Source organism: Litoribrevibacter albus, assembly GCF_030159995.1.
GTDB lineage: Bacteria > Pseudomonadota > Gammaproteobacteria > Pseudomonadales > Litoribrevibacteraceae > Litoribrevibacter > Litoribrevibacter albus.
The window spans coordinates 295,158-321,968 of the sequence record NZ_BSNM01000016.1 but is presented as its reverse complement, the minus strand read 5'-3'; the positions used below and the strand labels follow the sequence as shown (position 1 = coordinate 321,968).

The 26,811-nt window shown below is 47.2% G+C and carries 22 protein-coding genes; 9 read left to right on the top strand and 13 right to left on the bottom strand.

Annotation, left to right across the window (positions count from 1 at the left end):
* The first annotated feature begins 129 nt into the window (after window positions 1-129).
* Genes QQL66_RS16195 through QQL66_RS16170 form a run of 6 tightly spaced genes read left to right on the top strand, consistent with a single transcriptional unit; the run spans window position 130 to window position 5,319 of the window.
* Window positions 130-993, top strand: coding sequence for a DUF3450 domain-containing protein (locus tag QQL66_RS16195; protein ID WP_284382823.1), 864 nt, complete (start codon window positions 130-132; stop codon window positions 991-993).
* Entirely contained in the window at window positions 993-2,438 is a 1,446-nt protein-coding gene (locus QQL66_RS16190) for a MotA/TolQ/ExbB proton channel family protein (RefSeq protein WP_284382822.1), read from the top strand. Before QQL66_RS16195 ends, QQL66_RS16190 begins: the two co-directional genes overlap by 1 nt.
* On the top strand, window positions 2,438-2,959 hold the full coding sequence (locus QQL66_RS16185) for a MotA/TolQ/ExbB proton channel family protein (RefSeq protein WP_284382820.1): 522 nt from the start codon (window positions 2,438-2,440) through the stop codon (window positions 2,957-2,959). The genes QQL66_RS16190 and QQL66_RS16185 overlap by 1 nt, the downstream gene beginning before the upstream one ends.
* A 9-nt stretch (window positions 2,960-2,968) precedes the next feature.
* On the top strand, window positions 2,969-3,391 hold the full coding sequence (locus tag QQL66_RS16180; protein ID WP_284382819.1) for an ExbD/TolR family protein: 423 nt from the start codon (window positions 2,969-2,971) through the stop codon (window positions 3,389-3,391).
* A 10-nt stretch (window positions 3,392-3,401) separates the two neighbouring features.
* On the top strand, window positions 3,402-4,049 hold the full coding sequence (locus QQL66_RS16175) for an energy transducer TonB (RefSeq protein WP_284382818.1): 648 nt from the start codon (window positions 3,402-3,404) through the stop codon (window positions 4,047-4,049).
* A 1-nt stretch (window position 4,050) separates the two neighbouring features.
* Window positions 4,051-5,319 carry a hypothetical protein gene (locus QQL66_RS16170; protein ID WP_284382816.1) on the top strand — a complete coding sequence of 423 codons (1,269 nt, stop codon included), beginning with the start codon at window positions 4,051-4,053 and terminating at the stop codon, window positions 5,317-5,319.
* Between the two features lie 72 nt (window positions 5,320-5,391).
* Here the strand turns inward: QQL66_RS16170 and QQL66_RS16165 are convergent, their stop codons facing one another.
* From QQL66_RS16165 to QQL66_RS16140, 6 genes are all read right to left on the bottom strand, one after another.
* On the bottom strand, window positions 5,392-6,726 hold the full coding sequence (locus QQL66_RS16165) for a sensor histidine kinase (protein ID WP_284382814.1): 1,335 nt from the start codon (window positions 6,724-6,726) through the stop codon (window positions 5,392-5,394).
* A gap of 134 nt (window positions 6,727-6,860) precedes the next feature.
* A complete protein-coding gene (locus QQL66_RS16160; protein ID WP_284382812.1) occupies window positions 6,861-7,655 on the bottom strand; it encodes a substrate-binding periplasmic protein in 795 nt (264 codons plus the stop codon).
* Between the two features lie 150 nt (window positions 7,656-7,805).
* Window positions 7,806-8,864 (bottom strand): hypothetical protein, encoded by a 1,059-nt coding sequence (locus QQL66_RS16155; protein ID WP_284382811.1) that lies wholly within the window; start codon window positions 8,862-8,864, stop codon window positions 7,806-7,808.
* A 3-nt stretch (window positions 8,865-8,867) separates the two neighbouring features.
* Window positions 8,868-9,188: a hypothetical protein gene (locus QQL66_RS16150; protein WP_284382809.1), complete on the bottom strand. Its 321-nt coding sequence runs from the start codon at window positions 9,186-9,188 to the stop codon at window positions 8,868-8,870.
* A gap of 89 nt (window positions 9,189-9,277) precedes the next feature.
* Window positions 9,278-10,426: a fatty acid desaturase family protein gene (locus tag QQL66_RS16145; RefSeq protein WP_284382808.1), complete on the bottom strand. Its 1,149-nt coding sequence runs from the start codon at window positions 10,424-10,426 to the stop codon at window positions 9,278-9,280.
* A 79-nt stretch (window positions 10,427-10,505) separates the two neighbouring features.
* The gene (locus QQL66_RS16140; protein WP_284382807.1) at window positions 10,506-11,702 is read right to left on the bottom strand and encodes a flavin reductase family protein; all 1,197 of its coding nucleotides are present in this window, start codon (window positions 11,700-11,702) and stop codon (window positions 10,506-10,508) included.
* A 311-nt stretch (window positions 11,703-12,013) separates the two neighbouring features.
* Here QQL66_RS16140 and QQL66_RS16135 point away from each other — a divergent pair, with 311 nt between their 5' ends.
* Window positions 12,014-12,601, top strand: coding sequence for a TetR family transcriptional regulator (locus QQL66_RS16135; RefSeq protein WP_284382806.1), 588 nt, complete (start codon window positions 12,014-12,016; stop codon window positions 12,599-12,601).
* Window positions 12,602-12,651: 50 nt separating this feature from the next.
* Here QQL66_RS16135 and QQL66_RS16130 read toward each other — a convergent pair whose 3' ends face one another.
* The 3 genes from QQL66_RS16130 to QQL66_RS16120 all read right to left on the bottom strand — a co-directional run bounded on the left by QQL66_RS16130 (window position 12,652) and on the right by QQL66_RS16120 (window position 15,425).
* On the bottom strand, window positions 12,652-13,233 hold the full coding sequence (locus QQL66_RS16130; protein WP_284382805.1) for a DUF1287 domain-containing protein: 582 nt from the start codon (window positions 13,231-13,233) through the stop codon (window positions 12,652-12,654).
* 54 nt (window positions 13,234-13,287) lie between these two features.
* Window positions 13,288-13,926 (bottom strand): c-type cytochrome, encoded by a 639-nt coding sequence (locus QQL66_RS16125; RefSeq protein WP_284382803.1) that lies wholly within the window; start codon window positions 13,924-13,926, stop codon window positions 13,288-13,290.
* A gap of 182 nt (window positions 13,927-14,108) precedes the next feature.
* Window positions 14,109-15,425 (bottom strand): methyl-accepting chemotaxis protein, encoded by a 1,317-nt coding sequence (locus QQL66_RS16120; protein ID WP_284382802.1) that lies wholly within the window; start codon window positions 15,423-15,425, stop codon window positions 14,109-14,111.
* Between the two features lie 413 nt (window positions 15,426-15,838).
* Between QQL66_RS16120 and QQL66_RS16115 the strand changes: the two genes are divergently transcribed.
* A complete protein-coding gene (locus QQL66_RS16115; protein WP_284382801.1) occupies window positions 15,839-16,999 on the top strand; it encodes an acyl-CoA dehydrogenase family protein in 1,161 nt (386 codons plus the stop codon).
* Between the two features lie 56 nt (window positions 17,000-17,055).
* Here the strand turns inward: QQL66_RS16115 and QQL66_RS16110 are convergent, their stop codons facing one another.
* The 3 genes from QQL66_RS16110 to QQL66_RS16100 form a co-directional block, all read right to left on the bottom strand.
* A complete protein-coding gene (locus tag QQL66_RS16110) occupies window positions 17,056-19,971 on the bottom strand; it encodes a DUF3857 domain-containing protein (protein ID WP_284382800.1) in 2,916 nt (971 codons plus the stop codon).
* 360 nt (window positions 19,972-20,331) lie between these two features.
* On the bottom strand, window positions 20,332-20,697 hold the full coding sequence (locus QQL66_RS16105; protein ID WP_284382798.1) for an ankyrin repeat domain-containing protein: 366 nt from the start codon (window positions 20,695-20,697) through the stop codon (window positions 20,332-20,334).
* Window positions 20,698-20,731: 34 nt separating this feature from the next.
* Window positions 20,732-21,250 (bottom strand): hypothetical protein, encoded by a 519-nt coding sequence (locus QQL66_RS16100; protein WP_284382797.1) that lies wholly within the window; start codon window positions 21,248-21,250, stop codon window positions 20,732-20,734.
* Window positions 21,251-21,536: 286 nt separating this feature from the next.
* Between QQL66_RS16100 and QQL66_RS16095 the strand changes: the two genes are divergently transcribed.
* Window positions 21,537-24,020, top strand: a complete 2,484-nt coding sequence (locus tag QQL66_RS16095; RefSeq protein ID WP_284382796.1) for a cation:proton antiporter domain-containing protein — start codon at window positions 21,537-21,539, stop codon at window positions 24,018-24,020.
* 77 nt (window positions 24,021-24,097) lie between these two features.
* On the opposite strand, the gene QQL66_RS16090 is transcribed toward QQL66_RS16095, so the two are convergent.
* Complete coding sequence (locus tag QQL66_RS16090; RefSeq protein ID WP_284382795.1) at window positions 24,098-26,587, bottom strand: EAL domain-containing protein; 2,490 nt, start codon at window positions 26,585-26,587, stop codon at window positions 24,098-24,100.
* Between the last annotated feature and the right edge of the window lie 224 nt (window positions 26,588-26,811).

The window sequence follows — 26,811 nt, the reverse complement described above, 5'->3', positions numbered from 1 at the left end:
ATTATTATTGAAATATAATGAGATTCATTTTCATGTAGTCGGGTGGTGATGGTGTTGTTTTTAGGTAAAGACAAGCGATTAATGTGGGCTGGTTTGACGGCAGCTTCAGTGGCAGTGAGTCAGAGGTTAATGTCTGAAGTACGGTCTGCAGTGCGTATGGCAGTTGCTGGTTTTGTATTGATTAATGTGACTGTCCTGAGCAATACAGTTCTAAGTAATACGGCAATGGCTGATGATGTTGTCACGTCTGCTGAAAAAGCTTTGGTAACAAGTTATCAGCATGCATCGAAGGTACAGCAGAAGATTGATCGTCTGGATGAACAAACCCGTCAGGATTATTACGAGTATCTGTACACTACTCAGCGCGCTAAGCAATTAGAAGACTACAATGCCCAGCTACAACGCCTGATTGATTCCCAGCAGCAAGAAATTGAAGACATCAAAGAGCAGTTGTCGTCACTTCAGGAAACGGAAGAAGCGGCCTTACCTCTACTGCAAACCATGTTGAATACCCTGATTGCCTTTGTTGAACGAGACAAACCGTTTCTGAGTGCAGAGCGCAGCGAGCGATTATCACGACTGAACGATGTATTAGCGCGGGCCGATGTCAGTGTCGCAGAGAAATATCGTCAGGTGTTGGAAGCCTATCAGATTGAAGTGGAATACGGCCGAACGCTTGAAGCCTACAGTGGTGTGCTGAAGGTAGAGGGTCAGCCAGATCGGGATGTCACGTTCCTACGCCTGGGACGGGTGGCTTTGTATTACCAAACCTCGGATGGTCAGGAAAGCGGTCAATGGCAGACTCAGCAACAGCAATGGCAGCGTTTGGATGAACGTCATGATTGGGTGGTTCAGAAAGGCATTCAAATGGCGTTACAACAAACCGTTCCTGAATTATTGGAGTTGCCGATTGGCTTGATCAGCGAGCTAAGTAAACTAAGCGAGCACTCAGTCGCTACGTCCGCTATGACTGAGAAAGGAGGAGCAAACTAATGACCACGTTCTCCGTAGCTTCCTATGTAAACGCTGTTTGGCTAACGGCGCGAAACCTCTTGTCATGTTTAGTTGTCATGACGTTCATTCTGTCCAATTCAACGGTATTTGCCGATGAACAAGCGGCTTCACTGGATGGCTTGCTGAAGCAGGTTCAACAGAGTATTCATCAGACAGAAGCGCAAGATCAGCAGCGTTTGGATGAATTCCTCGCCCAATATAAGAAACAGTCCGGTTTACTGAAAGAGGCGAAAGCGCGTCTGGCTAAGGCCGAATCAGAGCAAGTCCGTCTTAAGCGCCAGTATGAGCAAAATGAACAGCGACTTCAGCAACAACAAGAGACCTTGACGGCGCGTACCGGTCAGCTTGGCGAAGTGTTTGGTGTGGTTAAGCAACAGGGTCAGGATCTGAGCGGCGTCATTCAGGATTCGATGATCAGCAGTGAGTATGCCGATCGTCTGTCTACCATTGCCTTTGCTGATCAGAAACGTATTCCCACCATGACCGATGTAAAAGCCCTCTGGTGGTTGATGCTGCAAGAGATGACAGCAACGGCGGAAATCAAGCGATATCAGGCATCGGTGGCTCAACCCAATGGTGTGTATGAGTCGGTTGATGTCCTTCGTGTCGGGCCCTTTGTCGCCATTGATGAACAAGGTCGTTTTTTGAATTATGAGGCGTCCAGCCAGCAGCTGTCGGTGTATCCTCGTCAACCAACGGGAAGCAGTGTTGAGCAAGCCAAAGCCTATTTTAATGGGCAGGCAGATACACTGTTAATTGACCCAAGTCGCGGTAACTTGTTCGAGTTGATCGGGCGTACTCCGACGTTGAAAGAACGTCTGGAACAAGGTGGACCGATTGGTTTCATCATCATAGTGCTGGGAGCATTAGGTTTGCTGGTGGCGGTATGGCGTTTGTTTGCGGTGTTAATCGCTGAGTGGCGGATCAAGAGCCAGGCCAAGCGTATTGAAAACGTGTCTTTGGCGAATCCGTTAGGTCGTGTGTTGTCGGCGGTTCAAGAAGCCAAGAGTGATGCTCAGGACGCCAGTAGCATTGAAGTTCGGCTCGATGAAGCGCTGTTGAAAGAAGTCCCACGATTGGAACGTGGCATGTCTGCCCTGAAGCTGTTGGCTGCGGTGGCGCCGTTGTTGGGCTTGTTGGGAACCGTTACCGGCATGATCGGCACGTTCCAGAGCATTACTGTGTTCGGCACCAGTGACCCGAAATTGATGGCGGGTGGCATTTCCCAGGCTCTGATCACTACGGTGTTGGGCTTGTGTGTGGCGATCCCGTTGTTGTTCTGTCATAGCCTGGTGGCAGACCGGGTTCGTCGATTGATTCAGTTACTTCAACAGGTGGCGTTTTCTTCCTTGGCTGAGTACATGGAAGCGAAACGCTCGCCGGTTATCAAGAACGAAGACGCTGCGAACCGTGAGGTGGCGTAATGTGGCTTGACCCGAGCCTATGGCTTCAGGCGCTGACTCAATTCTTCCTGACGGGAGGTTGGGTTCTGTTCTGGTTGGCCTGGACGGCGTTTGTGATGTGGACATTGTTGTTGGAACGAACCTGGTTCCGATGGGTTCAGTTTCCTGCGCTCAAACGGCAATGCATGAAGGCGCTGGATCACAAAACACGTACCGGGCGAGGGGACGGTGAGCTGGTCAATGAAGTCTCTGGCTTGCAGCGGGAATTACAGAAATCCTTTGCGCTCATTAAAACGCTGGTGGCCTTATGTCCGATGATCGGGCTATTGGGGACGGTGACAGGGATGATTCAGGTATTTGATGTGCTGGCATTTCATGGCACGGGAAATCCCCGATTGATGTCAGCCGGGGTTGCTAAAGCGACGATTCCGACGATGGCGGGTATGGTGTTGGCTGTTTCAGGCTTGTTGATGTACACCTGGCTTCATCATTGGAGTCGATTACAACTGGCGTCTTTGGCCCATGTGAATGACGGTAAATGAGTAGATTTAATGCGTAGCCGAATTAACTTAACGAACGAGCAAGACGATTCCAACATTGATATGACCCCAATGTTGGACATCGTGTTTATTATGCTGATCTTCTTCATTGTTTCGACCACGTTTGTGAAAGAGTCTGGTGTCGACATCAACCGACCTGCATCCTCTACGGCTCAGCAGCAAGACAGCTCAGGGGTGCGTTTGGCTGTGACGGCGGATGGATTGGTGTGGCTGGAAGGCAAGCAAACTGACATTCGCATGATTCGTCCTAAATTGGAGCGAATGAAAGTCGAACAACCCGACATTGCCGTGTTGTTGCAGGCGGATGAAGACACCAAAACCGGTGTGTTAATTCGTGTGATGGATCAGGTGAAACTGGCGGGGATTGAACAATTGGCTGTTGCCACAAAAAATGCCGTTCAGGGAGCTCACTAAGGTGCGTTTGATGCTGTGTGGCTTAACGGCACTGTTCGTGGTGGTCGGGCTGTTCTTGTTTATGGCGCAATTGGCGAACCCCCAAGCGCGTTATCAAACGGCGGACACCGCCAGTGTCGGATTGGATATGTTAAGGATGCGCTTTGATTCTGATGTGCAGCTCAGGGATCGTTCTGTCCCGCCTCCGCCACCTCCTGTAGCGCAAGCCCAAACTGCCCAAGCGGTGGCAGCACAGGCCCCGAAGATTGAAATGCCTACCTTGGATGTGCCGCAACTGACTCTGGACGGCCAGTTTGAATTATCACTTGCGACGCCGTCGTTACCGACCATTTCTGCACCGTCTTCCGCTCCGTCGGAAATGGTGGTTCGGGGCGATATGGTGATGCAGCGCGATGCCACCTATCAGTCGACACCACAATATCCTAGAAGAGCCTTACAACGAGGATTGGAAGGCTATGTGGTGCTGGAGTTTCTGGTGAATGAGGAAGGACGTGTTGCACGGGATTCTGTCGAGGTGATTGAGTCTAAACCCGAAGGCATGTTTGAACGTGAGGCAAGAAAAGCGATCTTTCGGTCTCGTTATGAACCGTTGATTCAAAATGGCGTCGCTGTACCGTTCAAAAACCGTTACCGCTATGAATTTAGTCTTGAGAAATAACATGGTTAAGTGGTCTATGAGCCAATGTCAAAGCGCTGTCCTTGATTCTCAAGGCATGCATGAGCGCCAGGATTCAGTCAGAGTCACGGTCATGGTGGCACTGCTGATCTGTGCACTGCTGATGTCACCGTTGGCGATGTCATCTTCTTCAGGCAACTCGGCACCACAAATCCGTAAAACGGTCTTGCCTTTGGTGTTGGATATTCAAACGGCCTTAAACCCGGAAGCAACGGAAGAGAATTCCACACCGGCGATCGATATTTCTCATGCGGAGCAACTAATTCAAACGTTGTTGGAACGCGATTTAACCAACTACGAACAAGCCTTGGCCCATCAGTTTGCCGCAACCCTGGCGCTTGAAAAGAAAGACTACCAAGGTGCCTTTGATGCGTTTCATAACGCCTGGTTATTGGAGGTTTATGCCGTTCCGCAACAACTGCAAATTCAGCGGACGTTGGCCCAGTTAGCTATGCAATTGGGCAAATGGCAGACCTCGGTGGATTTCTATGTGCCCTGGATTGAGGCGATCAATGGCGGTGAGTTTGAAACCAAAGTGTCGGCTCAGGATTATGTGTATGTAGCGCAATCTTACTACCGTCTGGAAACATGGCCGGACACCGTCCGCTATGTGGATAACGCGATTGGTGCAAGTCAGAATCCCATTCCGGAAAGCTGGTATCGTATGAAACTTACCGGGCTGTTAAATCAATATGAACCTGCCAAGCAGTACGAGCCACAGAGTCAGAACGAACAAGCCAAGCAAGCACACTCACAGGCCCACTCAAAACACATCAGTAAGACGGTAAAAGAAAGCTTACGACGTCAGGCCGTTGATGTGTCCAAGATTTTGGTCCGTGAGTACCCGAGCACGCTGTATTGGCGACAACTGGCACTTTTACATCAACAAGGTGATCAACCTGGGTCGAAGGATCAGAATGAGCGCAAAGCCTTGAGTGCGTTGCATTCTGCTTATGTGGCTGGGTTTCTGACTGCTGAGCAGGATTTGATGTGGATGATCACCTTGATGATTCAGCAGGGGAATTATTATCAGGCCGGCACTCTTCTGGAAATGTCGCTGAATGAACAACGCATTGCCGGTTCGGAATCGCATTTAAAAACGCTGGCCGATACTTGGATAATGGCCAAAGACTATGCTCGTGCCGAAACCACATTAACGGCCTTGGTGAAACTCAATGATGAGGCTCAATATCGTAAGACCCTGAGCGATGTTCAGGCCATCATCAAGGCCCAGGTTAAGGCTGAAAGTTAGGGTTAAAAGTAAGGGCTGGAAGTAAGGGCTGGAAGTAAGGGCTGGAAGTAAGGGTTGAAAGTAAATGGATTACTAGGCCGCTGCTTTCTTGGGTAAGTGAATATTTACTCTTGTGCCTTCGCCCGGTTTGCTGTCGATATCAATCGACCCTTTCAGTGAGTCGCTGACCAGATTCTTCACAATACTCATGCCCAGCCCCATACCGCCGACGCCTCGTTTGGTGGTGAAAAACGGATCGTAGATGTGTGAGGTGACGTCTTGATCCATGCCCTGACCGTTGTCCTGAAGCGAAATGATGCATTCCTCGTCGTTGGTGTGAACATCAATGGCGATGAATTTATGATGGGTGGCGTCTTGATCAAATGCGTGGTTGACCGAGTTTGAAATAATATTGGTGATCACTTGAGCGAGTCTGAATGGGTAGGTGATCAGCTCGATGTTGGTTTCCGGGTAGTGTTTGATCAGTTCAATGTCGGAGGTATTGATGAGTAGCTGCAGACTGCTTAGTAATGCGTCTATCCACTCAGAAAGGTTGATGGTTTCCAGCTCATCAATATGAAAATCAGAGGCCAGTTGTTTGAAGTTGGTAATGAGTTCGGTGGCTCTGGACAGGTTCAGTCCAATGGTTTCCTGAGCCTCGTTGATGGTTTCAAGGTTTGTCTCTAGAACATGTTTACTGAGCGCGCCGGAACTGAACGCATCTTTGATTTCGTGGTAGCAGCTTTCGATGGTTGAGTTGGCTAGTAGGGAAACCCCTAAAGGGGTATTGACCTCATGGGCTACGCCCGCCACCAATCGACCCAACGCGGCCAATTTTTCGTTTTCGATCAGTTGGTTCTGGGAGGCTTTGAGTTGATCTAAGGTTTCCTGCAGTTTTAGGGTTCTTTCGGATACTTTCTGTTCCAGTTCGCTATTGAGCTTTGTCAGCGCATCCTGGTGTTCCATTCGTTCTATTTCCGCAGAAATACGTCCGGTAAATAATTCAAACAGGGAGGTGACCAGCTCAGGGTCTTCAATCTTTGTTTCATAAAGGGCGACGACAATACCCATCACATTGCCTTGTGAGTCATGGAGTGGGGTGCCTATGTAACCCTCAACCTTCATATCAACCAATAGCTGATCTTTGGGATAATGGGCGCAGATATTTTCGGGATAGACACAGAGGCTGTCGTCGCTGACGTCTGCACAGGGTGTATGTTCCAGAGAGTAGGTGAAGTTGTCTGCGATCTTGCCATGACTGACCAACGATAAGGTGGTTGAGCTGTGGTTTTCGATATTAATGCGAGAAATAAAGGTGTAGTCAGCATCAATCGCTTGATCTAGCTGTAGTGTGAGACGATTCAGAAAGTCCTTTCCTGACGTCGACTGTAATGCGCTGAGGATTTTCCGTACGGTTCCTTTCTTCATGTCGTTCAACTCTTACAATTTAAGCTGGATACAGAACCCGAGCTGTAGCCAATACTGGCCTTTGTAACTGGTTACCACGTTGTTTTTAATGTTCTGATTTTAGTATAGAGAATTAACCAGCGTCGGTTTTGTTGTTACTGAAAATATTCGTCAATGATTTCCTGATAACGGCCTGTTTGTTTCAACTGTTTGAGGTGTCTGTCAAAGGCGTCCCGAATGTGTGTGAGGTTTCGTTGTTTGGAAAACGCAATGTAGCTGGGGGTACTTTCCAGTGGTGGAGATAAGACCCGGATAAGTGCTCGTTTGTTCATCTTGTTCAAGGTATCCAATGCGCCCAGTTTATTAGAGACAACGAAATCGATACGCCCGGAAAGTAGCTTTTCGATGTTTTGTTCCAAGGACGAGGTGCTTTGAGTGTATTGGATGATGTTGTCGATAACGGCCTGATCAAACTTCTTGCCGTAGCTCATTTTTCGGATCACTCCAATTTGATATTGGCCGATGGTGGTTAAGTCTCCGTGAAAGGTTAACGGGCTTTTCTCCAGAGCAAATAATGAGATTTCCTGGTGAATCAGCACCTCCTTTGAATAGTCCGCAAAGGCGGCTCTTTCTTTGGTGTGGAAGGCGGTAAAGATGGCATCGGCTTGACCGAGCTTGATGCTATTGATGGCTCTTGCCCACGGAAGTATTTCTATCGAGATATCGTGCCCCATCGTTTTGAAGACATCCGAAACAAGATTGACGGCAACACCTTTCACTTGGTTATCTTCAGAGTACTCATAGGGTGGATATTCAAGCGTGACCAGTTGAAGACGCTTGCTTTGAGGTGAAGGGATGGAAAGAGATTGGCTATAACAGGGCTGGATTATGCTAACGATCATTAACAGCCATAAGCCAACGAGGGTTTGAATATGTGAGATGTTCTTCACAACGCTCATCCAATTACGCACTCGGGAGCGGGGGAATCTGGCTCCTGATTTACTCGGTAAGTTGGATTAATAATAGACCATTTTACTTGGTTAATCGGTCTATCGATGAGAGCAAAGAAAGGCATATCACAAGATATGCCTTGGGGAGGATCAGTCGGCGAACATAGGTTCTGCCAGGGTTTGTTGAACGGCGTCTGACTCATAAAATGCTGACAAACGACGACGTAGTAACGCCTCAAGCAAGCCGTTGCTTCGCAATGACGTTAAGACTTGAGGGGCAAGCTGTTGTACGCGTTCGATAACCGTGGCCTCGGTAATTTCCAGATCTTCAAACAGCGTGGCTAACGGTTCATCGCCATAACGTTGATAGAGGAAGTGCACCACCGATTGGTAACAGTGCGCAAAATACTCTGATTCACGGAATTCCAACCAGAACTCATAACCCAGCACCACAAACTCGGACAGATCCAGGCTGTCCATGCCTTGCTGAAGTTCGCGCAGGGTTTTGTTTTCGATGTCGTCCCAGAAATCCATGATCGAAGACTCCAGGTCTTCACCACTGAGTGACTCGATCAGGTAGGTTTTACTTTCTTGCTGGAATAGGCTCAGGTTGTTGCTGATGTACTTCTTAACGCTGTCTTCCATTGCGCCACTGATCTTAGGCACGGTCTTGTTCATCACGTTGCGGCTCATCTTCAGCATTGATGATACGCCGGGAACGTGTTTGCTCAGCATGTTGTCTTCATAGAGGTACCGGGTGATGGCTTTGTAGACCACGTTCGATATCAGGGAACGGTACACCGGCAGATCTATTACTTGATGGATCAATTCGTGACGTTGGCTTTCCAGCTCCATCAGCTTAGATACAAACCCCTGGAATTGCTTCGCTGTCATGATGTCTTTGAGGCGGCTGTCCAGATGAGAATCTGACTTGAACAAAAAGGTCGCCGCATCACCTGCGATCTCGGCAATGGCACCTGGAATCGGGTGAGAGACCACTTGATCATGAATGATTTGGTTCAGCTGTTCTTCATTCAGCAGTTGATTCAGAGGCAGGGTGGACAGTGATTCCAAAATTGGTGCTGTCTCGTCCTTGAGCCAGCATAACAAACCCTCTGGCGTCAGCGCTTTGAGTTCGTGCTGAATATGGAGTTCCAGAAGTTCAGCCGCTAACGGCTCAGAAACTAAGGGTGAGGAAACGTTCGCCATGAATTAATCCTTTGTTGTCGGGGTCGCTTGGTTCATTGCTTGGTCTGCGGCCTTGCTGTCTTCCAGAGAGCCGAACAATTCCGAGGCCAGTCCGCCCACTTGTTGATTCACAGCTCGAATGGTTTCGTAAACCTGACCAGATACTTCGTCGTGGCGTTGTTTTAAATCCGACATCAAAATGGGATTTGCCGGCGTCAGTTTGATCAGCTCATAACTGGTGTTGGCAATGGTGTTATGGACGCCCTGGACACTGGTAATGGTCTGCTCAATCATGGTTTGAGCAAAGTCTTTGGCGATTTCAATCCGGTTTATAAGCTTATTCATGGGGAGCCTCCCAGTGTTATGTTCTGTGCATTGCTTTTTCTGTGCATTGCTTTTTCTGTGCATTGCTTTCTGTTGAGCAAATGTCGGTATTAGCTTGGCAATAACGGACCCGCTGAGTTGTCGTTCTTATCCAGCGGTCGTTTTTTGTCTGGCAACGAATATTGCAGGACTCGTTTTAAAACGCTCAGATACTGCTTACCAAAGCTGTTCGTGTTGTAGGGTACCCCATACTTATCACAGATCTCTTTGACTTTAAGCGACATCTTTGGATATCTGTGCGCTGGTATGTCCGGAAATAGGTGATGTTCAATTTGATAGCTCAAATGACCACTCATGATGTGCAACCAACGACCGCCGGTAAAGTTACTCGAACCCAGCATCTGGCGAAGATACCAGGCACCTTGTGATTCGTTTTCGCATTCTTCCTGCGTAAAGGTATGAGCATCCTGAGTGAAGTGCCCGCAGAAAATAATGGTGGAAGCCCACAGGTTACGGCCCAAGTTTGCCATGGCATTACCCGCTAATACTTTGAGTGCAAATGGCCCGGCTAATGCGGGAAAGATTATGTAATCTTTCAGAACCTGACGGGAGGCTTTTTTACCGATGCGTTTCAGGAACGGCACTTTGTCTTTGATCTTAATTTCCCCTCGGCGAATGCGCTCGGATTCCAGCTCATGCAGGCCCACGCCCCATTGGAAAAAGACACTTAACAAACCGTAATTGATGAACTGAAACAGGTGTCTCGGTTTCCACGGTGTATCGTCGCTCAAGCGAAGCACGGCATAGCCGTAATCCCGGTCTTTCCCCAGAATATTGGTGTAGGTGTGATGCTCATAGTTGTGAGTTTTGCGCCAGGATTCTGAGTCACATACGGTATCCCACTCATAAGTCTGGGAATTCAGTTTCGGGTCGTTCATCCAGTCATATTGACCGTGCATAACATTGTGGCCGATCTCCATGTTCTCCATGATTTTGGAGACAGAAAGAAGGCCAACGCCCGCCAACCAGGTAATTGGATTCATACTGAAATGAATGAGGGCGCGGCCTGAAATCTCACAGACGCGTTGTTTGCGAATGATGCTGCGAATGTAATCAGCGTCTTCCTGACCCACTTCCTTCAAGGTTTCTTCTCGCAGTGCGGTCAGCTCTTTACCAAAGGCTTCCAGCTGCTTGTCGGTCATCCAGTGGTTGAAACTGGTGGTTGTCGCTAATTCTGTATTTTTTAATATGCTGTTCATTGTTCTGTTCCTCATATCTTCTTTTGTCTTTGAAGATGCTTGAAGCAAGATAGAAGCGTCTTTGCTTCTGCCTGCTCCATTAGTTCCACTCATTAATGACCAAGTCACTGGCTGCATAGGTGACGCACGGTTGAATATGTGCCTGATCGTGTGGAATGGCTTCGCCGGTTTGAGCGTCGATCAATTCGCCTGCCGGGCGCTTACATTTGCATTCATGGCAGATACCAGCCCGACAACCGTATTTCGGGTTTAATCCAGCCTCTTCCGCCATTTCCAGTAACGACTGTTCACCCTTGTTAATCAGTGTTTGGTCGGTAGGCTCAAAGTAGGTGGTGAGTTTCCCCTTGGTGCTTTTGATGGCGGGTTTGGCCGCGCCAAAACGTTCGATTTGAATCTGCTCGTTCGAAAGCCCGTGCTTTTTAAGGCCATTACTCATGCTGTCCATGAACTCGCTTGGGCCACAGATAAATGCACTTGTGGTTTCTGGTGCTTCTATCCACTGGCTTAGCTGCTTGGCCGTTAAGAAGCCGTGTTCTTGGCTAGCATGAAAATGTAGATCGAAGTCGGCCTGTGATTTCGCCAAAGACGTTAATCGCTCTAAATAGATCGCATCTGCTTCCGTTTGAGCGGTATAGACCAGCGTGATCTTTGGATGATTGAAAGTACGATCTTCAATCAACTGCTCAATCATTGACTTGATTGGCGTAATACCGCTGCCACCGGCCAAGAACAGGTAATGGCTGGCTAGATCGTTAGGTTGTTCCGACGTACTATCTTTTTGAGCAGAAGCCACTTGGTAACTGAATTCACCTTGAGCGTGTGAAAGGTACACCAGCTCGGATTCGGCCAAATGATCTTTTACATGATTAGAAACCTTGCCACTCGGGATCGCCTTAACGGTAATGCTGATCAGGCCGGTTTGTTTAAAGTCTGCCGGGCTGTTGGACAATGAATAGCAACGTTGAACCCGGCTACCATTGATGTCACATTCGAACTTCACATACTGGCCCGGTTTAAACCCTTGCCACTTCGCGGGCGGCTTTAACCACAAGGTAGTGGAGTCAGCGGTTGGATGCTCTTTCTTAATGATCTGTGCAGCCATGCGTTGTTGATCCCAGCGTGGGTCAGCTTCGCAAAGAACAAAGTTTACGTAATCTTGTAGCTGGCCGGAGTGTTGCCAAAAATATTCACCCAGCTTGTACAGCCATGTGTAGGTCCATGCCATACCGATCATTGGCATTAGACGTGACTCATTTGATTTAAAATTTGTAGACATAATGTTGTACTCCTTTGTGTACATCTGTTCACTAACTTATGGGGGCGTGTGTTTTCAGTCAACACTTGTACACTGATGTTGGCGCGCTAAATCAAAGAGTTGTCGCTATTGAATAGCTGTGTTCTGCTTTATATATAGATGTGATCGCAAGGTGATTTTGGTTTTCTTGAGAAGATTGAGTAAGGTACGCAAAAATCACTCGAATTTTTTGATTATCTTGGTGTACACTCATGCACAAATAATGTGAAAACCTAGAGAAGGTTCTTGAATTAGAACGTAGATCGAAGACGTGTCATGAAAAGAGATGTTGCATGAGCAGAGAAGAACGAAAACGCCAGACCAGAAAGTCACTGATGGATTCCGCCCTGGGTTTGATCGAGCAAGGGCAGCATTTCTCAAATATTTCATTGCGTGAAGTCGCCAAGAACGCAGGTGTTGTACCTACTTCGTTTTATCGACACTTTCAGGACATGGAAGAATTGGGGCTTAATCTGATCGATGAGTTTTCTGTGCTGCTGAGACGCGTGCGCAGTGAACTGCTTGCAACAAAAGAGACATTAACCCTAAGCGCGCTGCTGACCACCTATGTTGATACTTTAGATGCGAATACCGCGCTGTTTACCTTTATTCAGCAATGCCGCACCAGTGAACATCTGGAAATACGCAATGCTATTCGACAAGAGCTTCAGGGAATGTCCGGTGAATTGGCCTCCGAACTTCGTGTTTCCTACCCCAGTGTTAGCCGCCAAAGCCTGACACAACTGAGTCAGGTTGCCGTCCACTTTCTAATGGATGCGATGGTGGATGCCCTCGACCAGCGCGCGCAAGGCGCTGATCAATCCCGAGTGGTCGAACGACTGGTTGAGCAGGTTGGCTTATTGGGTGGTTTGTTGAGGTAAGGCTAGATACATCTCATGCTGCCATGTATGAATTGGTGCTGCTCAGCCACTCACTCAGGCAAATACCGATAATGACCGGTAATGGTATAGTCGAACAGCATGTCTTCGGCCTTCGGGCCCCAGCCAATGTTGTGGACGATGATCGGAGCACCAGAGACGGATGTTTGGTCCGTAACAATGCCTATGTGTGGCAGATTGCCAGGCAACATCCAGGTGACGAGGTCACCAGCTTGGTAATCGTTTGGATTATCAGAAATCTTTAGTTGTGTTCCATGTCTGGTGAAAAAACGTTGGAGATTCGGCACGCGCCGGTGGTCTATGTTGCTATCAGGTTTGGTCAGCCCCCAGATACGTTTTGAGGGATATTCCTGAAAATGGCGGCGCATGTCTTCATGAACCTGTTGCTGGAGATCGATACCGAGCGCTCGGTAAGATCGAATCACAACATCGGTACAAACACCGATGTTTTCCGGGACATCTCCGCCAGGGTAGGGAATAGACAGATAGCGCCCATCGTAGCGAACATCATGTGTGGTTCTCTCAAACGCAGCGTCTACCAAGCGCTGTGCGGAAACCTCTGCGAAGCTGAGGCCGGAGGTCAGCAGTAGCAGGGCACACAACAGACCTTTCATTCCGAACTACTCACTCTGTACCTTACTCACTCTGTACCTTACTCACTCTGTGCCTTACAGGCTTTGTGCATTTTTGCTGATGTATCCCACGATGTCGATCAGGTCTTGGGTGGACATCTCTTTCAAACGCTTCACCATCTTTCTATGGTGCTTGGTTTCTTCCTGAAATTTACGCTGTTCAGCTTGTAGTGCTTTCAGTTGTTCCAGAATATAGGGTGCTTCCAGTGATGTGATTTCAGGGCCATCACTAAGGAAACGGCCAAACGCACTGGTATGACAAGCGGCGCATTGGTCTTCAAACAGGGCTTCGCCATTGGCAAGATCTGACGTGCCTTCAGCCAAGGTGGTGTCACTGAATCTGTGTTCCAGTTCATCGTAGTAATCGGCGATTAGAGAAATGGCTTCGCCATTGATGGCATCCTGGTTGTGCGCTTGCTGAATGGCTGTTGCGTCAGGCCCTTGATTGGTTCGATAACCCATTTGGAAGTTGGTCAGCTGTTGTTCAATGTACCAGTCTGACATGCCGTTCAATACAGGGGCGACCGAGGCGGCTACTGCATTTGCGTTATGTTCTTCCGAATGGCAGGTTTCACATTGCTGTACTTTGGCTTGTTGTGCTTCCGGTGTCGCTGACGCTGCTAGGCTTGTGGCGGTACAGATCAACAAATAGAGTGCTAACAGAGGTTTGCTCATGTTGTCCTCGACGTTTATATCGGTGGCTGTTTTGCCGTATTTGATGAGAAAGGGTGAATCATCAGTGCATAGAGTACCGCTAAGTCAGCAAAATGTCCTGTTTTATCCCTACAGGCATCGCCCCTGCGAATCCCAGGGAAGATCGACAAGTAGAGATTTACAGATCTACAACGGCCATCCATTTAATGCGACAGCCGATTGGCAAACTGCGATACCGCATCCACCACTTTCTGGGCTCCGTCTTTGATTTCATTAATGACTGTACTGGCTTGTGATACCAGGCTTTGAACTTGATTCGCATGTTCCTGACTGCCTTCAATGACCGCAACTGAATTAGCGGTCAGGGATTGATTCTGCTTCACTACATTGATGATTTCTTCAGTGGCTTCTGAGGTTCGTGAGGCAAGTTGCCTTACTTCATCGGCGACCACGGCAAACCCTCGGCCTTGCTCACCCGCGCGAGCGGCCTCAATGGCAGCGTTTAGCGCCAATAGGTTCGTTTGTTCGGCAATGCTGCTGATGCTTTGAATAATGGTCCCAATCGTTTGCGATTGCTTATCCAGATCACTGATGCTGGACGCCGCGAGGGACATCTGATCGGCCAGTTGATGGATAACTCCGGCGGTTTCTTTCATGACCTGAATACCGCGTTGGGTGCTGGCATCGGTTTCCTTGGATGTTTCAAAGGCAATACTGGCGGCGTTGGCCACCTCTCTTTCCTGATTGACCTGATCGGTGATTAAGGTCGCGAACTTGACCACTTTATAGAACTTGCCCTGAGCATTCATCAGTGGGTTATAAGAGGCTTCAAGCCAGACTTCATTGCCTCGGCTGTCGACGCGTTTAAATCGATCTGCGATAAAGTGCCCGTCGCACAGTTTGGACCAGAAGGTTTGGTATTCGGTGGATTCATGAACATCAGGGGGACAAAAGAGTTTATGGTGTTTGCCCTGGATTTCTTCTAATCGATAGCCCATTGCGTTGAGAAAGTTTTCATTGGCCGTAAGAATTTTTCCGTCTAAATCAAACTCGATCATTGCAGTGGAACGTAGCATTGCCTTAATCAAATGCTCATGTTCTTGGGATGTTTCGATGGTCCGGGTCAGATTGTTTGCATAGAGCATAAAGTACAACAGACGGTTTTCTACATCCTTAACTGGCGTCAGAACCGCTCGTAGCCAAAAGGGTTTGCCTTGTTGATTTTCGATTTGCCAGGCGCCAATCCACAATGTTTGATGATCAAGTGCCTGGGTCATTCGTCTGAAGTGATCGGTGTTTTGTAAGTCTCTTGGGACCAACTCCCGGAGGTGTTTTCCCATAAGGTAGGATGCAGTGAGTCCGGTTTCCTCGGTAAATTTGTCGTTGATGCTGGTTATTTTCCCGGAGGCGTCTAAATCCACTGCCAGCATTTCCTGGTTTAAGTTTTCGTGGATTTGTTTGAGAGACTGTAACTCTTGCTTCAGCGCTTCGTATTCTTGCTTTAATCGATTACCAAACATAGAGACACCCTCTGGTTGTGCGTTGTAAGAATCAGAGGAAGACAGGTGCTGATCTCTATCTGACTCTACTACTTTTCAATGGATTATCGGTTCATGAATGTCATCGGGATTTGTCTATGATGCAGACTCCCCATCAGAATAACTCTAGCAGAATATTATCGATTGGCTGACAGCCGTTCAGGGGGAAGACTGACATTTAACCTATTTGTCCTGGTGGCTTGATTTCTTCATCTGCGCCACTAAATCGTCCGGTTTGATCAGTGCTGAAATGGTGTTCAGAGGCTAATCTCTATCAATCAAGCGCTTGCTTGGTTTTGTGGTGAAAAACAAGTAAGGTGGTTGTAATTTGTACTGGCTTTGGCTGCCTAAAGGTCAGCCTGAACAGAAAACGAGAGATTAGAAGGTAAAGGGTTATGACGGTGGATAAGGATTCTCTGCAACAATACTTCAACGATGACCATCAGATGCTGCGAGACAGTGCTCAGAAGTTCATTGCCAAGCACATCTCCCCCTTTATTGCGGAATGGGAAGAGCAAGAAAGCTTCCCCAGAGAACTGTATCCCTTGGCTGGTGAGGCCGGTTTTTTAGGCATTGGCTATCCCGAATCCTTAGGGGGCAGTGGGGAAGGTGATCTGTTCATGAAGGTCGCTTTTTCTGAAGAGATCATGAGAAGTACCTCGGGTGGTTTGGTGGCCGGATTAGGGTCGTTGGATATTGCCTTGCCGCCCATTGTGAATTGGGCACCGGAGGCGCTAAAGCAACGAGTCGTTCCCGAGGTGTTGTCGGGTGAAAAGATCGCAGCCTTGGCGATTACCGAACCCGGTGGTGGCTCAGACGTAGCGAACCTCAAAACCCGTGCGGTACGGGAAGGTGACTTCTACCGAGTCAACGGCAGTAAAACCTTCATCACCAGCGGGGTTCGAGCAGACTACTACACGGTTGCCGTTCGTACCGGGGGAGAGGGCTATCAAGGCATTAGCTTGTTGCTGATAGAAAAAGGCACACCGGGCTTTACCGTGGGCAAGAGCTTAAAGAAAACCGGTTGGCGAGCCAGTGATACCGCCGAACTGTTTTTTGAAGATTGTCTGGTGCCTGTGGATAACTTGATCGGCCAGGAAAATGCCGGATTCATCTGCATTATGAACAACTTCCTTAAAGAACGTTTGATGTTGACCATTATGGGTTACATGACGGCACAAATAGCGCTCGAAGAATCGCTTGCTTACGTCAAAGAACGTGAAGCCTTTGGCCGCCCAATTGGTAAATTTCAAGTGACTCGCCACAAGCTGGTGGATATGGCGACCGAGATCGATATTGCCCGTGAATACACTTACCGGGCCGCCGCAAAAATGCAGGCAGGACAGTACCCTATCAAAGAAATCTCGATGGCGAAAAACTTTGCTACAGGTGTGGCGGAGCGAGTGACCTACCAGGCGGTACAGATCTTCGGAGGTATGGGTTATATGAGAGAAACGGTAGTGGAACGTTTGTCTCGGGATGCCCGATTGCTAGCCATTGGTGGCGGGACGACGGAGATAATGAAAGAAATGATCGCCAAGCAGATGGGGTTGTGAGGTTTAAGGTGTTTGAGGGCTATGTTATTTAGCTCTCAAACACCTAATCTAAGCTGTCAGAAGACGTTTTGTTTGAGTTCCCGAATAAATCGTCTGTCACCAAATCCCTCTTTCGACAGATACAGTACAAAGTTGGAGCCATCTTCGCGAGTCACGGTCACACTGCTATCCGTTAATGTGGATGTTTGGGTGTCGACGGTCACGTCTTTAATATCGTCGAAATATGCATATTCCTTGACGATATTGCCATCTTCCGTCTTCCAGTAACTAAATACTTTCCTGTCGGTTAGACCGTTCCCGTCTTTTTCATAAGAAATAAGATCGGATGAATAAAACAGACCTAGGCGTTCACCGGGTTCCAGGATTTTAGCTCGGTACATAAATTTCAGGTCTTTATCCCAAATCTGATTGCCATCAACCACTTGTGAGTTAGGAATAAAGGAAATGGTTGAGGCAATGTAAAACACCAAGAAGAAGGACAAAGGTAAACCAGCAATTACATGTCTCACCCGCCACTTTGAGTTGTGAACATAGCTGTTGGATCGTACTGGGTTATGAAGATTAATTTTAAGTACAAGATACAAAGTACAGAGTATTTCGACTGCAAGCCCCAACAGAATGAATATACTTTTGGAATAGGTGAGCAGGAATCCCAAAATATAAAGAATGAATAAAGCGATGATTACAGCTTTTTCTCGGAAAGTGAGCTTCTCTTTACCAATAAGTAATATGCGTTTTGCTAGAGGATAAAACCATATCAGGGAGAATATGGCTCTGGCCTTTGGCATGATCGCGCTTTGCTCCTGTTCCTTGATGTACTGCCAGTTTTTATACATCCAGTAGAGCGGAAAGATGCCGAGCGTCAGTAGGGACAGTACTAAAAACTTTGTCGGGTCGACAGGGTAAAAGATCGCCTTATCATCTGCAGGCGGTTTCTCGCGGATCAGCAGCACGATGGCAATAATGATCAATACCAAGGTAAGTACATAGAAACCAGCAAAGAAATAGGGGATGTAATCAGGTTCAGCTACTACAGGTGTGTTTTCTCTCCAATAGAGACCATACCCTGTTAGGTCAGAAGCTCGGTTGAGATCTTCCATGTAATCTTTAAAGTCAGCGAGCGGCACTGAGTTTTTGAAGGTTTCATAACGGTAATCAAGCAACAGAGTATTGCTGTTGTCATCGTATTTTATTGTTCTGGAGAATGAGAAATATGGGTTGTTTATTTCCAGTGTTTCGTCGGATAAATCCCATATATCTTTATGCAATTTAACTTCGATACTTTGTTCCAGTTTTACCGGATGGGTTAACCGATACGGGGAGGTCCGTAAGGTTGTTTTTGGCGTATTTAAAAACGAAGAGATGGTGTTCGCATAGAAGCTCACTTCGTACTGGTTCTCATTGAGCTGCCAAGGTGTTGGTAACGTGTAGGATTCCCTGACCTGATAAGCATCATCCTGATATGCAATGCTAAGCGGCTCGCTCATGGATAGGTTGGGATAATAGTAGTTGTAATAGTTCAGGTATTGTTTTGATATTTCTTCCTGAGTATTGGATTCTATTTCACGTCGAAAATATTCTGCTTCGTATCCGATTAGCGTGCTGTTGATTGAGTAGAAACCGTCATGTTCGACCCCTTGCGATAAATCAATGACTTCTTTCACTTGTTTGAGTGTTGCCGAGTTGTCACTGTTCATCATGACTAGTTGTTTCTGCCCCGGCTTTATCACCAAGGCTTGCCCGTAATCGGGTTGATATAAGCGGTCTAGGTGGGTCTCTTGATTATTGATGGTTGGGTCTAACCAGTATTGTTTACCATCAACAAAGGCTGTGACCAGTACGTGGTTGAACGCTCCAATACGGACACCGTCTTCATTGAATGTAGTAATGTAATTGTTGTTGACGACTGCCGGATAGCTTTCAATATTAAGTCGATCGAGTAAGTTCAAGAGCAGGAGTGTTTTTCCTTTACAGTCGCCGTATCTCTTGTCCAGCGTAGAGGCAATCTTTGCCGGAACCAAACTGTGATTGCCCAGCTCAAGACCCAGGTAGCGGATGTTGTCTTGAACGTAATGAAGCGCCGCTGAGACTTGCTCTTTTAGCGACGTATGGTTTTCTTTGATCTCTTTAATAATGGGGTCTAGAAGTATGGGATCTTTTTCTAACGCGTAAAGTGGTAGCGCCCAATCGACAATATCGGACCATTGATTGTTATTGGATAGGCTAACTCTGGCACGAGGGTTGTAGTTATAAGGGGTCTGACTGTCTATGGTAAGAGGGACAGAATGCTCTAAACGAAGTGTAATTCGTTTGTGCTCTTGTTGGTTTGATTCAGCAAGTTCAATGTCGGTATTAGCTTTGTTGATATACAAGGCTTCGTCTTTGGGCCAGAGTAGCGCGTAGCTAAGATATTCCAACGGTGTTGCCCACTGTATATCAATGTATTCGTAGAAGTTATTTTTAAGAGCCGGATTTTGACCTGTAACGGTATAGCTATAATCGACAATATCGCCGGGTCTCAGGTCTTCCAAAATAAAAGAGGCCGTTAGTTCACCGGTATACATTAACCCTTCAGCTTCCGTCTCTCTGTGTAGAATCTTGATCTGATCAGGGTTTAACTGATTAATTTTTTTCCCGTCACGAATGATATTAAATTGGTGAAAAGTCAGATTTTCGTAACTTGGGGCAAAGTTGAAAAAGTGTTGCCCATTCTCTTCCACAGACGTTTCATTCAGAACTTGTAGCGCTAAATGATAGTAGCGAGAGATACCGTCCAAGGCGTTGGTTTGTCTGTCATAGAGGATATAGCGGGTGTCGCTTACATTTTGAGGGGATTGTGCGCTATTCAGATCATAGTCACTGACCTCAATCCATGAAGCTGGTGGTGAGATTTGATAATTTTGATCAGCTTGCAGTTGGGTGATGAACACCATTGAAAGCAGAATCCAGATAAGCTTAGTTCTAAAGTCCATTTTAATACTTCGTGTCATTATTTTTCTGGAATTGTATTGAAAATAGCGGGAGTGTTCTAGAAGGCTATTTTAGGCGCTTTCTAAAACACTCTAATTGGCAGGGGGCTTTTACCTAAAGTTATCTAAGGGGACTACCCTCCGATTTTGATACCTTCGAGGTTACTCAAGGTGTTACTAAATTATTTTGCATGGTTGTTATTGAGAGAGAAGGTGAGAATTCATGGTCTTCAAAAAAGCAATAGCTTTGCTGTTGTGGCAGTATTTGTTCATTGCAATTGCTTCTTCCAGAGGCGTGGCATAATTATCTACATTGGTTTTGATCGTTAGATCAGCCCCATATCGAATTAATATTTTCAATGCTTATATATCATCTGATACAGCAGCCTTGTGAGCAGGTGTGTAATCGTGCAACCCTTTAATATTGGGGTTAGCTCCTGCTGTTAAGAGTAATTTCATAATTGCATATTTTTCATCTGAGTTTCTTTCCATTGCAGAATGCAATACAGTCCCTCCTTCTTCATCTGTAAAATTAAGAGGCACTTTCCGTTTTATCATCCAGTCAATATTTTCTAGAGTCCCCACATCAACTGCATTTATTATCCAGTGTCTTTCCACAACGCTATCTACACCATGTGGAAAATTGCTGTCTTCGTCTGCGAGAAGATCTAAATCCTTAGGTGTCCCATATATCAATACGTGAAAATACTTTTGTAAATTACTGTCCATCTTTTTGCTTCATTCGTTTAAACCAATGGCATCATTAAGCCCATTTTTCTAGGCAAAAAACACCAGATTCGGAGGCCCATTTCTCTATTTTCGGCTTAACGGAAATATCTTTGAGATACATTATGTTTGTGTCTTCATAGTTTTCTAGAAATATGATTCCTAAATCGGGTAAAACGGATTGAAAGAAATTTTTATCGGATTCACTAACTGCAGGTAAGAAATACTCAAATTTAGCTTCTCGAGATGTGAAGTCACGAAATTTAACAATCTGCTTCCCCTTGGATCGGGCCCATTTAAAATTAAGAACTTGGGTTTCACTAATTACTTTTTTGCTAAACGAATACAATGCCTGATTTCTTATATCTTGCTCCTTGTCACTTACATCAACAAGGTGCTCATAAAACTCACTTCTAGTTAGCCAGTGATCAAATACAGATATTGCTAGGTATGTATAAACTGGTGTTTCTTCAACAGCTATGGCTTTCTCAATATCTAAAAATTGATCTCTAAGCTTGGCTTGATCATCCTCGGGTAAGCTTTTAAATCTTCGCATAGTTTATGACTTATCCGTAAATACACAGAATTTTTCTATCTTCAAAATAAATGAAATCGTCATTAACTTATTAAGAAGACCTCTCTCAACCCATTCCATACTCAACCTCCTCATTAGTCAAACAAGTCTAAATATGCTGTGCACATCACTTGGGTACTCTAAACCGTTTATATGAAACTCTGCTGAATTCGTTGGGATTCATCGCAGAGTCTTCTTACTGGTCTATAGTAAGACGATTCCCTAAGAAAGGACTCTCAATACCGTAAGCGTTTCGTGGGGCGGTCATATGCATTATGAAACCGGTTTGCTCATCCTTGTATTTGTCATTCTTGCGCTCTTTATTGGCGCGAGTGTCAGGCATCTTCTGAAAGGTACTCAGATTCCTTATACCGTGGCTTTATTGGTCATTGGTTTGGTGCTTGGGCTGATTCATCGCACTGATATCTTTGAAAATTACACACCAATGTTCGCTGAAACTTTGGATGTTGTGGTGGATATTAGTCCTCATTTGATTCTCTTTGTGTTTCTTCCGACGTTGATTTTTGAAAGCGCTTTCGCGATGGAAGTGCACTTATTCCGACGCATGTTTGTTCAGATTGCAGTGCTGGCTGTTCCGGGGTTGATCGTGGCAACTTTGCTGACGGCGGGTTTGGCGCAGTGGGCGTTTCCCTTTGAATGGAGTTGGGCGCTGTGTTTGATGTTTGGTGCCTTGATCAGTGCCACTGATCCGGTGGCTGTGGTGGCTTTGTTGAAGGAGGTGAGTTCAAGAAAACGGCTGGAGACCTTGATAGAAGGGGAGTCGCTACTGAATGACGGCACGGCCATTGTCTTCTTTTCTTTGTTCTATGGCTGGGTGTTATCCGGTGCCGGGCAGGATGTAAATGTCTTTGCGGTGGCGGCTCAATTCAGTTGGGTGGTCAGTGCCGGATTGGTGATTGGGCTGGTGGTAGGTGGCTGGAGCATCATCTGGTTAGGGCGTGTTTTTAATGATCCGATGATTGAAATTTCGCTCTCAATTATGGTCGCTTATCTGGTGTTTATGTTAGCTGAAAGTATTCATGTGTCCGGCGTAGTAGCTGTCGTTGCATTGGCTTTGATGTACGCCAGTATTGGCCGGACTCGAATCTCTCCGGAGGTGGCTGGTTTCCTTCATCATTTCTGGGAAATGATGGCGCACATTGCCAACACCCTTATTTTCTTACTGGTGGGTGTGCTGGTGGCGGTGCGAGTGCCGTTGACGGATTGGGATCTCTGGTGGGCGTTGGTGGTGTTGTACTTTGGCATTATGGTGATCCGGGCGGTGGCGGTGACCTTGTTTGTGCCGATCCTGAAACGGATTGGTATCGGCATTACCCGTGAAAAAGCGATTGTCCTGGTTTGGGGTGGATTGCGAGGAGCGGTGTCGCTTGCGCTGGCGTTAACGGTGGCCGCTAACGATTTGATTCCCAAGCAAATTGGTGATCAGGTGATGTTTTTGTGTGCCGGTATAGTAGTGTTAACCATTCTAATCAATGGCACAACGATGGGCTGGGTGTTGCATTGGTTAGGGTTGGATCAATTGCCGTCGGCTAAGCAAGCGACGGTGGATAAAGCGCAGGGTGAAATTAATCAAACGCTGAATCAAATGCTGCCTGAGATGATGACCAGTGAATTCCTCAAGGGAGCAGATTGGGAAAGTGTTAAGGAGGTGGCGCGATTACAAGTGGATCTTCAGATGAATTCTCAGCGTACACCGGAGTCACAATCTATCTCTTCTTCGGAGCTGGCTGTAGCGTGTAAACGGCGATTGTTAGAGACCGAGCGTAAGCACTATTGGAGTCAATTCGAGCAGGGTACCTTAGGAAAGGTCGCTACCTCCAAGTTGGTGGAGGCAGTAGAACATGCTCTCGATGGTGAACCGGAAATTGGTCCGCGCACCGAATTACATAACGCCTGGAAAACACCCAAATGGATTTCAACGATTAGAGAAATTAAAGGACTCAGGCGCTTGGGGACTCGCTTAGCGTTTGATCATCTGGCTCAAGGCTATGACATGGCGCGAGGCTTCTTACAGGCGCAGGATGCCTTGGCCGATCACATTGATGTGCTGGCCTCGGATCAAGCATTGGCAGAGCAAATTCGGGCCGATGTGAATGCTAATAAAGAGGGGACTTTGCAGCACATTCAGTACCTTCGAGAGAGTTTTCCTGAAATTATTCATGCACTAGAAACCCAGGCGGCGACTCGTTTGTTACTCAATCGTGAACGGGCGTTGATTCAGCAACAGCATAAGTTGGCGGTACTGGATAAGCCGGAAGCTGAACGCATGATCATGGATGTGGAAGCCCGTATGATGGCACTTCAGCGCACACAGGTGTCAGAGACTATTCGTTCTGATCAGTTAGTGGATTGTATGCCCTGGAGTCGAAAGCTGGGCAAGGACGTAAAAGATCAGCTCTCTCAAATGATGCAGCCCGTTATCTATAACGCGGGTGATGTTATTGCGGAGCAGGACAAACCTCAGCACGCGATCGGGGTGATAGTGCGAGGCACTGTGGAAGCTACTCAACAATGGGATGGAATGCACGCTTGTACCAGCTATGGACCAGGGGAAACGATTTCGGCGTTGGCGCTTTTGTCCTCCAAAAGTCCGGCCACGTATGTGGCGGAATCGCCGGTAGAGATTAACTGGTTTGCGTTAGAAAAGCTTAAATCCCTGATGCTGCGGGATTCGCAGTTGGCACGTGCGATGGCGCCCTTGGTGTCTGAATCGAGAATATCTGACAATTAGGCGCGCCTGTAGTTTGTGCCTGTAGTTCGTGGGTATAGTTTTACTTATTGATCCTACAGGTAAGTGATTGCTTACTTTTATTTGGCGAAGTTTGTTTCAATCACGGACGCTGCAGCCGGGCGACCTGTGAGATAGCCTTGCACCTGATCACACACCAACTCTTCCACATAGCTCAGCTGTTCATTGGTTTCGACGCCCTCGACCACGACTTTTAGATTGAGGTTTTTTGCGATACCGGTGATGGCTCGAATTAGCGTGTCACTGGTTTCACAGTCCGGCACGTTGTGAATAAAACTGGCGTCGATCTTGAGTTCATCCAGAGGTAACTTGGCGAGATAACTCAGGCTTGAGTACCCTGTACCGAAGTCATCCAGCGCAATCGAAATACCTATTTCCTTAAGAGTCTGCAGTTGCATGATCACGCAGTCCATATCGTCGATGAAGGCACTTTCGGTGATCTCGATTTGAAGCAGGGACGCGGGTACCTGATGTCGTTCAAGAGCTTTCTTGATAAGTCGTGTGAGTTTTCGATGTCTCAGGCTGATGGGGGAGATATTGATGGCGACCGGAACCGGATAGGCGCCTTTTTCCAACCAGTGACGAATCTGTGCACAGGCCGAATCAATCACCCATTGATCGATTTGTTCAATGAGACCTGTTTCTTCCGCTAAAGGAATGAACTTGGCAGGGGATACAGCGCCCAGTTGGGGTTGATGCCATCGAAGCAGAGCTTCCATCCCCATCATGCTGCCTGAAATCACGTCCACTTTCGGCTGGTAATGTAAGCTCAATTCGTTACGCTCGATGGCGTTTCTCAGGTTCGCTTCCATTGTAAAGTGTTGCATGGAACGCTGAGCCATTTCCTGACTGAATAATTGTAAACCGTTACGCCCGTTCGCTTTAACTGAGTACATGGCGGTGTCGGCGTGTTTCAGTAAATCTTCCACTGTGGCGCCATCATCCGGGTAGACACTGGCACCTATGCTGACGGTGATTTGCTTGTTGTGGTCATCTGACAGTAAGAATGGGTCTTTTAATACTTGATTGATGCGCGTACCCAATCGAATGACATCTTCATAGCTGTTGATGGATGGCATCAGGATGACGAATTCATCACCGCCGAGGCGGGCCAGGGTATCCTCATCGCGAGTGATGTATTCCAAACGCTGAGCCAGCTCGGTTAATACCTGATCGCCAACATCGTGCCCAAAATTGTCGTTGATGTTTTTGAATTGGTCGAGATCGATAAACATCACCGCCAGTTGGTGTTCATTACGATGAGCACCGGAAATGGCCATCGACACCCGGTCTTTTAATAAACGACGGTTCGGTAAACCGGTCAATTCGTCGAAATAAGCGAGGTGGCGGATCTTCTCTTCCTGCTTACGAATCTCCGTGACGTCACGGAATAAGCCGGTAAAGTGACTGACGTTATTGAATTCATCGTGCACGGCTGAAATGGTGAGCCACTCCAGAAACAAGTCGCCACTTTTGCGCTTGTTCCAGATCTCGCCACTCCATTGACCTTCTTCGTTTATTTGTCGCCACATCTCATGGTAGAACACGGCATCATGCTTACCAGACGCAAGTACGCTCATGGTTTTACCGACCACTTCCTGCTCCTGGTAGCCTGTGAGCAAAGTGAACGCCGGATTAACGCGAATAATTTCACCGGTCGGATCGGTAATGACGATGCCTTCCATTGCATGTTCGAAGACACGTTCCGCCAGGTTCAAGTCCTGCATCGAACGTTTCAGTGCTTCGTCGCGCTTCGATAATGCATCTTCCAGTTGCGATGAATACTCCATTTGCAGGAACTGCAGGATGTGACGCATCGAAATCACACCTTCCACCCGGCCTTGTTGATTGGCTACCACCAGATGCCGTATTTTATGTGTCATTAACGCATCACGCGCAGATAACAGGGTGTCTTCGTTATCAATGCAGACCAATTCTTTCAGCGCAATTTCCGTCAGTGACGGGCTGCTCATCTCGTCGGCCAGGACTTTCACCAGGTCCGCCTGGGTGATGATGCCGATAGGGCGTAGGTCGTCATCAATAACTACCGCAGCATCGGTTTTCCGTAAACGCATGGTTTCAACGGCTTTGGCAAACGAGGTGTCTTGTTTGAGGGTCAGGCAGAGTTCTTGTGCGGCTTTGACCTTGCACAGCGTCAGGAAATGATCGATGTTGATGTTCAAGGTGATGTCGGTTTGGCTGATGATGCCGGGCGCCTGGGTTGGCCCATAATTCACCAGACAATGACGAAAACCTCGTTGACGAAACAACTCCACCACCTTGCCAACTCGTGTATCCGAAGGAACCGATTCTACCGGACTCGTCATGAATTGGTGGATGGGTTGCTGACCAATATCGTTCTCACGGAAGTTCAGCTTAATGGCATCGGCTTCTGTCCAGATACCGAGAATGGTGTCCTCATCTTTGACGATGATGGAGCTGCACTTTTGTTGGCGCATCATTCGTGCGGCTTCTTGAAGCGTATGTGTGCTGGAACAGTACAGAAGATTACGGTGTGCGACTTCACCAACGGGTGCATCAAAGTGCATGAACAATTCCTGAATACTATTGAGCCTAAGAAATAGAGCACGGCAGTGTACCCATTGGGATGGTAGGGATATTGATTTAGATTAATAAAAGACAAATTGCTGTCTAGATAGGTGGTTTTTGGCACGCTGGCTGATGTTGTCGATACTCAGCAAGGATATGCCCTGTCGAGTTGATGATGGTCATTATTTTTTATGTGGGTGTTTTGTTTGATGTGAATGGTTCG

Excerpts from the sequence above, each read along its gene's own strand:
- QQL66_RS16165 (WP_284382814.1), bottom strand. The coding sequence starts at position 6,726 with ATGAAGAAAGGAACCGTACGGAAAATCCTCAGCGCATTACAGTCGACG.
- QQL66_RS16145 (WP_284382808.1), bottom strand. The coding sequence starts at position 10,426 with ATGAACAGCATATTAAAAAATACAGAATTAGCGACAACCACCAGTTTC.
- QQL66_RS16090 (WP_284382795.1), bottom strand. The coding sequence starts at position 26,587 with ATGCACTTTGATGCACCCGTTGGTGAAGTCGCACACCGTAATCTTCTG.
- QQL66_RS16190 (WP_284382822.1), top strand. The coding sequence starts at position 993 with ATGACCACGTTCTCCGTAGCTTCCTATGTAAACGCTGTTTGGCTAACG.
- QQL66_RS16125 (WP_284382803.1), bottom strand. The coding sequence starts at position 13,926 with ATGAGCAAACCTCTGTTAGCACTCTATTTGTTGATCTGTACCGCCACA.
- QQL66_RS16195 (WP_284382823.1), top strand. The coding sequence starts at position 130 with ATGTCTGAAGTACGGTCTGCAGTGCGTATGGCAGTTGCTGGTTTTGTA.
- QQL66_RS16120 (WP_284382802.1), bottom strand. The coding sequence starts at position 15,425 with ATGTTTGGTAATCGATTAAAGCAAGAATACGAAGCGCTGAAGCAAGAG.
- QQL66_RS16180 (WP_284382819.1), top strand. The coding sequence starts at position 2,969 with ATGCGTAGCCGAATTAACTTAACGAACGAGCAAGACGATTCCAACATT.
- QQL66_RS16115 (WP_284382801.1), top strand. The coding sequence starts at position 15,839 with ATGACGGTGGATAAGGATTCTCTGCAACAATACTTCAACGATGACCAT.
- QQL66_RS16105 (WP_284382798.1), bottom strand. The coding sequence starts at position 20,697 with ATGGACAGTAATTTACAAAAGTATTTTCACGTATTGATATATGGGACA.
- QQL66_RS16130 (WP_284382805.1), bottom strand. The coding sequence starts at position 13,233 with ATGAAAGGTCTGTTGTGTGCCCTGCTACTGCTGACCTCCGGCCTCAGC.
- QQL66_RS16095 (WP_284382796.1), top strand. The coding sequence starts at position 21,537 with ATGCATTATGAAACCGGTTTGCTCATCCTTGTATTTGTCATTCTTGCG.
- QQL66_RS16150 (WP_284382809.1), bottom strand. The coding sequence starts at position 9,188 with ATGAATAAGCTTATAAACCGGATTGAAATCGCCAAAGACTTTGCTCAA.
- QQL66_RS16100 (WP_284382797.1), bottom strand. The coding sequence starts at position 21,250 with ATGCGAAGATTTAAAAGCTTACCCGAGGATGATCAAGCCAAGCTTAGA.
- QQL66_RS16170 (WP_284382816.1), top strand. The coding sequence starts at position 4,051 with ATGGTTAAGTGGTCTATGAGCCAATGTCAAAGCGCTGTCCTTGATTCT.
- QQL66_RS16110 (WP_284382800.1), bottom strand. The coding sequence starts at position 19,971 with ATGGACTTTAGAACTAAGCTTATCTGGATTCTGCTTTCAATGGTGTTC.
- QQL66_RS16135 (WP_284382806.1), top strand. The coding sequence starts at position 12,014 with ATGAGCAGAGAAGAACGAAAACGCCAGACCAGAAAGTCACTGATGGAT.
- QQL66_RS16155 (WP_284382811.1), bottom strand. The coding sequence starts at position 8,864 with ATGGCGAACGTTTCCTCACCCTTAGTTTCTGAGCCGTTAGCGGCTGAA.
- QQL66_RS16175 (WP_284382818.1), top strand. The coding sequence starts at position 3,402 with ATGCTGTGTGGCTTAACGGCACTGTTCGTGGTGGTCGGGCTGTTCTTG.
- QQL66_RS16185 (WP_284382820.1), top strand. The coding sequence starts at position 2,438 with ATGTGGCTTGACCCGAGCCTATGGCTTCAGGCGCTGACTCAATTCTTC.
- QQL66_RS16140 (WP_284382807.1), bottom strand. The coding sequence starts at position 11,702 with ATGTCTACAAATTTTAAATCAAATGAGTCACGTCTAATGCCAATGATC.